We start from the raw sequence: 9,815 nt of genomic DNA, 5'->3' as shown, positions 1-9,815 counted from the left end.
CCCTGAGCACGGACAGCCAGACACGGGTGACCCGCTATCAGTACGATGCCCGGGGCCAGACCATTCGCCAATCCCAGCGTCTGATGGTGGGCAATACCGAAACCTGGATCACGGAGACCTATGCTTATGACCACCAGGGTAACCGGATTGCGGTGACCGATGCCCGGGGCAACACCACGACCTTTGCCTATGATGACAACAACCGCCTGATCACCAAACTAACCCCCAGAGACTCGGTGGATGATGGTCAGGTGGCGGCTGCAGACCGTCAAGGCTATGTGATCCGCTACCGCTATGACAGCTTCGATAACCTGCTGAGCGAAACCCATTACACTACGGCGGTCTCTGTCTATGAGAAAACCGCGGCGGATTATGTCAGCAGTGGTGTCACCCTGAACAACGATGCCCAGGGCGGAGATCGCACCACCCGTTATGAATACGATGCGCTGAACCGTCAGGTACGTATTTATACCCCGGAGGTGAACGGCGAGACCCTGGTGACCCGCAAGGATTACGACCGCTTCGGCAACGTGGTGCAACTGGTCAGCGGGGAAGGGCTGAGCAATGCCCAGATCAGCACGTTCGAATTCGACGAACTGAACCGGGTGGTTCTGGAAACCAAAGCGGCCGGGACCGCTGAGGCCAGCACCACCGGCTATGAATACAACGGCTTTGGTCAGATCACCCGGGTGATTGATCCACGTTATTATGAATTGACTACGAACCTGTCAGAGTGGACTAAAGAAGAGCTACTTCGTCTGCGGACACTGGCGTTGAACTATGAGAATGGGCAAGATGGTTTGTGGTTTTCTCATCAGGCCAGCTGGCTTCCTAAGTATGCTGTTACCTTGAAAAACCTGCTACCGGACTCTTTACCAAGAAGCTCGCAAGCGGAGGTGCTGAAGGATATCTTCAGCGCCACCCAGGACTTTGATCGTCGCGGTCTCAAGATCAGTGAAACCGATGGAGAAGGCTACACGACCACCAGTGACTACGATGCGTTCGGTAACCTGATTCAATCCACCGATGCCGAAGGCCATACCGGCCACTTCTTCTACGATGCCCTCAATCGCCTGACTCTGCAGGTGGATCCGGCAGGCTATGTGCAGAGCTATGCCTACAACGCCAGTGGTCAGGTAGTGTCGAAAACCGCCTGGAATACCCCGATCAGCACCAATCTGAGCGGCAAGACCCTGGCCCAGGTGCAAAGCCTGCTGGTTAGTGATGCCAGCCATGACCGTCAAACGGCCAGCGTGTTCGACACCCTGGGCCGGGTGGTGGAAGAACAGGCCCAGAAAACCAGCAGCACCGTGGTCAGCGATCAGTTTACCTACGATGCGGCCGGTAACCGCCTGAGCTGGACCAACCGGGAAAACCAGGTGACCCAGTACCAGTACGATGCCCTGGGCCGTCGCACGGCGACGATTCAGCCCAGCACCACCGTGGTGTTCAATTCCGACATCAATAACACCGCCGAACGCCAACTGGCTGAACAGGTGCGCTACGATGCCTTTGGCAACAAAGTGGCGGTCACCGAAGGCAGTTACTGGGATGCGTCCAGCCAGAACTTCAAGACCATCAGCGGTCAGACCCGGACTACAGAGTTTGTGTTCGACAAACTGAACCGGGAAGTGGCGGTATATTCCGACAAAACCGACTTTGCCTACTACAGCAGCACCGGTAGCCTGAGAAGCTACAGCAATGTGCGTCAGGTGACCTCGCGGGAATTTGACCTGTTCGGCAATCGTCTGGTGGAAGTGGTCAGAGCTTATGAGACTGATGAAAACGGGACTCTGACCACCGCGCTGGACCCGAAACTGAAACAGCTCTTCAGCTACGATGCCCTGAACCGATTAACGGCTCAGGTGAATACGACCGGTGGAGTGACCACCTATGCCTACGACGATCAGGGCAATCGCATTCTGGAACGTCAGTACGGGGAGGAACTCGCTAGCGTCAGCACCAATTTGTTGGCCGACTTCTTAAGTCAGGAAACCGACGACTATCGGGAACTGATCTCAGTCTATGACCTGAATAATCGGGTGATTGAAACCCGCACCCGAGAAGAGGTGCACTTTGATTTGGCGCTTGACGTACAGGACCTGTCTGAGCGGGCGAAAGGCGTCCAAAGCTCAGGTGAGTCAGAGGAACAAACTGGAGGCCTCTACAGCACAGCATATACACTACCGGAGGCCATCAGTACCTTTAAGCTGTATGACAAAAATGGGCAACTGATAGCCGAAAAAGACAGCCGGGGGGAAAACGGTAATATCATTCGCTATTTCTATGACCAGCGTGGAGAGAGAATTGCGCAGTTGGACGCCGGAGTTTCCCGCTTCAATAAAATAACCAACGGAAGCGGTGAAGAAGTGCTTGAGTTAAGCCGTCACCATGCGCTGACGACCTGGAAGGTTAATGGTTTTGGGCAGATCACGGAAGAATACCGTTATGCTTATGAGGCCAGGAATCCGTCTACAACCGACACGTTAGAAACACTGAAAGCTGATATTGCTACCCTGCGCTCAGCGGCTGAAGATAAAGCGTTGACTCTGGCTAGCCAGGATTTAGCCGATCTGGCCAATGAAGATGTCCTGGCCAGTCAGGTGCAGGCCGATCGTCGCACTGTGGCGGAGTATGACCAACTGGGTCGTAAGATCCGGGACATTGTCTATAACGTGACAGATTACAGCCTGAGTGGCAACGCCCCGGTGAAGACCAGTGCGTCCACCCGCACCACCGAATACACCTACGATGATCTCGACCGTCTTCGCACCACCATTGCGCCAGGGGATGGAGCGGTGCTGGGGCGTACTACCGAAATCCGCTATGACGAGTTGGGCCGGGTGAGCACAGAACTCGGTCAACAGTTTACTGATTATCGCGGTCAGTGTCCGGGCCATGACCACCTACGGCTACGATGCCCTGGGACGGGCGGTCAGTACCACTCGCCACGGTTCAGTGGATACCGAAGACCAGACCCGGAAAGTGGTATACAACCTGCTGGGCTATGTGCAGTCCGAGGAAGATGCCACCGGTGCGGTGACCCACTACAAGACCGACCTCTTCGGCAACAGTGTGGAGAAACAGTGGACTCAGACCCAGGCGGACAACACCGCAACCTCCTACAGCTACCAGTACTGGTATGACGCCCAGAACCGGGAAGTCAAACATGTGGACACCACAGGATTGAGCCACGAAACCCGTTACAACGGTTATGGGGATATCGAGGCCAAAGGGGTCAATGGTCAGTACCAGGAACAGTACAAATACGACAAAGTTGGTCGTCTGTTCAGCACCAACAAAGAAACCGGTGCCCCTCAACTGTATCTGTATGACCAGAACGGCAATGCCACAGCGGAATTTATTCTGGTTAGCGAGGATCTGGTTGACGATCAAGGTAATCCATTGAATGTTGATTTCAGTGCGATTAACGCACCTGCCGATCTAAAAGGCATGTCAGCATTAAATTCCCAGATGAAAGTCAGTATTTACGATGAGCGTAACCGCCTGACGAATGTCTTCGAGGCCCCTCACGATTATCAGCAACTGAATGCAGATATTATAGAAAGCATTACAGATACAGGCTGGGTGTCTGAGATTGATTATGATAACTGGTCACTAACCACGTCGGATGTAGAGTCGATGACCTTTACCAATGGGAATGGAGTCCCGGTGTTCGAAGGCGAAGACAATCCAAACCCTATTTCCACGAGTGAAAACAGTCCGACTACTTCCGGTTATACCTACGTGTCTGCTCTTCCATCGACAACCTCCTCTTATGAGCCGCAGGACTTCAACAGTTTTTCGTTGAGTGAAGTTCAGGAAGCACTTGATTTAGCTGAGGGGCTAACCGATGTGGATGCATTCTACTCAGATATCACTCTGACAAGTGACAATAATAGCTATAGTTCTGCCTGGAAACGAGAAAAGTTGGTTTATTCTGGAGAGGATGAGAATGCCAACGAAACTCTGTTCACTAAGACTATCGTACGGGTTTGGCGAGAGCATGATGCAACGAGTGGAAAATACTATATCTACAGAGATATTGAGAAACAGGCATATGCATTTACAGCTGACAACATTCCAAGCGCCGATGAAATTCAAGATGTGTCTTTCGAAACCATTGAGAACGATGAAAGTACAGGTAGCGATGACATAAGTATTGTAACCCTCACATCCACCAAGGATGGGGTCATTGAGGTTGAAGGTGGGCCGATAGTTACACATGAGATGCAGCGTGCATTTGTGCAGGTTAAAAACGCTCAGACATACGCTAAGGTAGGTGCAGGAGAGTCTGGTTCTGGTACGGTGTCTTCACTTGGTCGAGGTTCTGTTTCTGTTAATGTAGCTAAAAAGAATATTGGCGTTCCACCTAGAGCGGATAGTGACGATCGATGGGATAACACATATTTTCATGTAGAGATGAGTTTTAAAGTTAATATCCCACAAGAATTGCAAGACCTGGGTATCCCCCTGGAAGTAAGCGTCTACGGCGGGCATTATTCCAGTCGAGAGTATATGGATTCTGAGCCAGTTTCTGCTGGGACAGATTTGACTGAAATAAAAGTCACGAATTCTGTGCATTACTCTAGAGGAGCGTACTACTACCAGATAATGATTCGTGTGCCATCTTTAGGAAATAAGCTCGTATTTGATAAAACGCATTCGATAAGTCATATCTGGAGTCCTGATAGCACTACAACAATTAACGGAACAACAACGTCGGGATTTGTTGTCATTGAGGAAAAAAGCACTAGTCCTGATGAAAAGATCTATGCAACGTCTGGAGGAATCGATTTAAGCGCTGCTACGAGAAAGGGAGTGCGCTACATTCTCGCTGTAAGTGACGGTACTCATAAGATTAACTATAAAACACTCAATTTCGGTGGTGCTTTATTAAACGATGCCAAGGCAACAGTCAAAGTCGGGTTGGGTGTTAGCACTAAAGCTTCCGCAAGTAACTATGAATATAAAGCGAGTTACAGTAATACCCATACTCGTGAAGTTTCGCAAGGTGTATACAGTTCTGACCCAGAACAAGGAACTTTGGACGATGCATGGAAAGTGGAGAATGATTTACAACGGACTGTAACCCAAGCGTACACAGCGAGTTATTTATTGGGAATACATAATAGTCGATACATGATTCACCGCAGTCAGCGTTATAACGCTTTTGGTGAAGTTATTGCGGAAATTGATGGAAATGGAAATGAGAGGCACTTGTTCTATGACACACTAGGACGCGTGACTCATAGAGTGGACCCTAAAGTTGAGGTGGCCCTGGATTATGCCTCAGCGGACGGAAATCTAAAAGAAATCGAGGCTCATCCGATTACCCGGTATTACTACAATGCTCAGGGGGAGACGGTGGCGACTGATGACGCTAATAGCTATCTTAATGCTCAGGGTGAGGACTATTCATCAAAATGGGACATGGGAGCTTTTTATCGCACTCAGACTTTTAATGGGGGATTGTTGACTAGTGAGAGTGATGCTTTAGGTAACACGACAACCCATAAGTATGATGCTTTAGGTAACCGGCGGGTGATGGTTCGTGCAGACGGTCAGTATCAAAGCTATACCTATGATATGGCCAACCGTCTAACCGAAAGTCGATATTTCGCTTCATTGTCGACATATGCAACAGGAACTCGGGAAGCGGCCTACTCCTTTGATGCCTACAGTTATGATGAGCTGGGGAACCGTCTCACCCATACAAACGTTCTTGATAATGTTGAAAAGTACAGATATGACGGTGAAGGTCGGGTTATCAAGCATACAAGTTTTGGCAATCGTGATGTCAGTTATAGATACGAGTACGATGAGAGCATTGGTGTAAATCTGGGTGGGTTCATTAAAGAGACGACAACCGGTTTAAACACCGAGACTGACGGAAGCTATAAGGCTGGTTATGAATTGCGTGATGAAGTGGATTACTTCGGCCGTATCCGGAAACATAGGGATTTAGGCGGACATTGGTTTACGTATGAATACAATCAAGCGGGTTGGTTAACATCACAGTCAGGAACAACTGCTTTCTCGTATGGCGAAAGCGAGATTCCCAGCAGTATAGGATTTAGGGAAGAGTTACGTGATCGGCAAAGCCAAAATATAAAATATGAGTACTACGCTAATGGGCGTATTCGTCGTATTAGTGATGAAGGTATTAATAGCTATGCTGATTTTAGGTATGACGCTAATGGAAATGTAGTCGATGAGACCTATAGTGACGGCTCATTTACTAGCTCAGATACGTCAGTTCCATATCAAAATGTGCATGCGACTTATGATGCATTGGGTCGCGTTAAAACCATAAAGGACTCTGATCAGTACGAATTAGTGTATTCCTATGACGCAGTGGGTAACCGGCGGCGTGTTTGGACCAAGTATGACAACTACGTCATATCGGAAAATCAGCGAGATCAGAATTCTCAGGAGCAGGATTTCTACTACAGCTATGATATGGAAAGCCGCTTTACGGTCACCATGGGAGAGCTGAATGATAGTGGCGTCATAGATGAAGGTCATACCGGATATAGTCTGAAGTATGATGTTATGGGCAATAGGAAAGGTAGTAAAAGTGCTCATCTGGGATCAGATGGCCAGGCCAAGGTTGTAGATGAAAAGTATTACTATGATGACTATGGGCGACTGGAGTCAGTATGGCTTTACGATAGTAATTATGAGAATAAAACTGGTACCGGTATTCAATATAACGCCAATGGTGACTTTATTGGAAAAGGATTTATTCAAGTTGCCTATCGTAAAAACGATGAGTTAGGTCGCACCACAGAGCATTACATCTATGACTACCGGCAAGAAAGCTCTGAGCAATATATACGTAGTAAGAAAATATATAGCTATGATGCAGATAACCAGGTAATTGTAGAAAAGACCTATAAACAAGAGGAAACGGAAGAAGAGTCAGTTTTAACAGGCACATTAAAATATGCATATCTTAATGACGGAATGACTCTAAAACAGACGAGACAATATGTTTCAGGCTCCGATGTAGAAGATATAAATGCAGCGGATGTTACAACAGACTACTTCTACAATACGGCTGATCGATTTGATAGTTATAAGGCAAGTAAAGTGGTGGTTACCGGAAGCCTGGAGGGGCAAGATCCTGGTACTTCATACTATGCCTATAATTCAAATGGACATAACTTATTTGTTCACGATTACGCAGCGAAGCGTTCGCTGACTTATATCAATAATCATCGAGGACAGATTATCCAGCGTGATGAGGTCGATTGGACTCCAAATGATGAGAATAAGCCGATCCGGCGTAAGTTCTATTATTTGGATGGGATCGTTCGCGGGGATATGGGTAATGACAACGTCCCTTCTCGCACTGATTATGTTCAATATTTAGCCAGCGAAGGTGATCAGAGCTATGTCGTTGGGTCTTGGACTTACACTACCCGGTCAGGCAATGGAGATAATCCTCGGTATAACACTCGAACGAGCGATATTGTAGAAAAGATCGGTTATTCGCGAATGAAGCGAATAATTCCCGTAACATCAGCGGACTTCGATCAGAACTTTCAGCCCATCAACCCTGATTATCCTGGCAAAGCTTCTGGCTATTACACCACCGCAGAGGGCGACACTCTTCAGGCGATTGCCGCCAGCCAGTGGGGAGACAGCAGTCTGTGGTACATGCTGGCCGATGCCAATGGATTATCCGGTGCCGAGACGCTGACAGCCGGCTTGAATCTGGTGATCCCGAATGTGGTGACCAACGTTCACAACAATGCGGGGACTTTCCGGCCGTATGATCCGGGCTTGGCGATTGGGGATACTACGCCGACTTTGCCAGAGCCGCCACCGCCGCCCAATGGTGGTAAGTGTGGTGGGGCTGGGATGATTGTGATGGTTGTTGCCATTGCTGTGACAGCAATTGTGGCACCTTATGCAGCCGGAGCGATTGCCAATTCAGCTAGCGCAACGGTGTCTTTAACTGCTGGAACTGGAATTGCGGGAACAGCTGGTCTCGGTACTCTAGGGGCTGGTACGTCGATTGCTGCTTCGGCAGCAGGATATGCTTCTGTGGCAGCTGGTGGATTTATTGGCGGTCTTGTCGGCAGTACAGCGTCACAGTTAGTTGCCAAAGGGTTGGGAGTTCAGGATCACTTTTCTCTGCGAAGTGCCATCAGGGGTGGTTTAACTTCTGCCGCGACAATGGCAGTGGGGGCATATACGAATAACGCCGTCGCAGCGGCAAAAGCAGTGGACGCAGACGCGATTAAGAACGCAGGTAAGTTGGCTGAACTTGGTAAATGGACAAGAACAGCAGCCAATGCCATCACTACAGCAACGGCGGTAGGAGCGAACTATCTTGCTGGTGGGATTACCAACACACCAAGATCATTCCGCTGGCGTGATGTTGCTACCTCGTTCCTGTCTACTACCGCTTCCACGGGGTTAGGTGAAGGGTTCACTGGCAATGCGTTGCTGGATGGTGGACTCAGAGGCGCTTTGAACTCCTCATATTCGTCACTGAGGAATGGCAGTCTGGGAAGTGAGACAATTCACGGAATTGCTGCGGGTACGCTGAGTGAAGGGATTCGAGTGGCAGTATACGATAGTGAGGACTATCGCCCGGATTATGTGAGTATGATGGCTGGCGTGCTGGGGAATACGATTGGATCACTAGCCTTGGCGGGGATTGCTGGGGGGAGTGGGCGGAGTAATGCTCGGACTGTTGAACAGGAAGAAATGGGAAGCCCTGTGCCAATGGTAGGAGAAGATCGTGTCATTGGCAATGGCTCATCTTTTGAAACTGCAGGCTGGACTTTAGATAAGGTTTCAAGTGAACCTCAGGTGGGGGAGCTCTATTTAGAGGCTGTAGAATATGCTTCGATGAATAATGAAGAAGGGGGGCACAAACTTCTCGGGTTATATGAACAGTATGGAGATCAGTTTATTGAGGCCTTAGAATCAGGAGGTGGCGGACAGTTTGGGAAATATTATTCTATTCCTAAAGACCGAGTTCTCATTTTGCTAGGGAGTGTAGGAGCTATGCTGGATGGAAGTCCTGAGGTGTTAAGGAACTTACATAGTGAGTTGCAAGGCTTAGCAAAACTCAGTGGCGATAAATCATATTCCTATATGGCAAACCATGCCACCTTAGGAATTGAAGATATGCGTAGTGTTTTTCACTATTCTGCTCCTAGGATATTAGAGCTGGAGTCTATGATTGTTGATGGGACTGCTGGATTGATTGGGCATCAATCAATTTCAAGGATTGGAGCAATCGGAACTAATAGCAATGTTCCAAACAGTGCGGTCTCTGATGAAATTGCAGCACTTCATCGAATAAAAGCAAATTCCGAAAGTAACCTAACTTTGAATCAGCGTATAAATCTCAAAGGGGCTGTTATTGATGAATATGCATCTTTGACTGAGGGATTGAGCATTCGCCAAACCCGTAAACAAGTTGGTCCAGTCTTAGCGGGTGTAATGGATTCGAAAACAGGAGACGTTTTCTTTGGTTTGAACTCTGGGCCTGGCGGAAAACTTCCTGACAATCTTACGCCGTTATTGAGTGATCGAATTCCTGATGCTAGTAAAATTGACTACATTAAAACTCAGGGAGCTGGAAGTCATGCTGAGATTCACGCGCTTAATGATGCATTCATAGCTCGCCCCAACGCTGATATTTCAGATTTTCTTCTCTATACCATCAATTCTGGGCAAAAAGGATCAGCGGCCAAGTTTGGAACCCCTGTGCCTAGATGCCCGCATTGCGAATTTATTACTGATGGTGTGCAATATTTTCCAGAGCCCTTGAAATATGGTAAATAATT

Annotated in this window: 1 protein-coding gene and 1 pseudogene; both read left to right on the top strand. The window is 48.5% G+C overall.

Features of this window, described 5'->3' with window-relative positions; genetic code table 11:
• Window positions 1–3,146, top strand: a pseudogene (locus F566_RS36365) (LysM peptidoglycan-binding domain-containing protein); the annotation flags it as partial.
• Window positions 3,040–9,813: a YwqJ-related putative deaminase gene (locus tag F566_RS0117960; RefSeq protein WP_169334451.1), complete on the top strand. Its 6,774-nt coding sequence runs from the start codon at window positions 3,040–3,042 to the stop codon at window positions 9,811–9,813. The pseudogene F566_RS36365 and the gene F566_RS0117960, both read left to right, overlap by 107 nt.
• Window positions 9,814–9,815: the final 2 nt, after the last annotated feature.

It is taken from the genome of Hahella ganghwensis DSM 17046 (genome assembly GCF_000376785.1).
In the GTDB taxonomy this organism is placed as follows: Bacteria; Pseudomonadota; Gammaproteobacteria; order Pseudomonadales; family Oleiphilaceae; genus Hahella; species Hahella ganghwensis.
The sequence above is the reverse complement of the archived record's forward strand: the minus strand, read 5'-3'. Positions and strand labels throughout refer to the sequence as shown.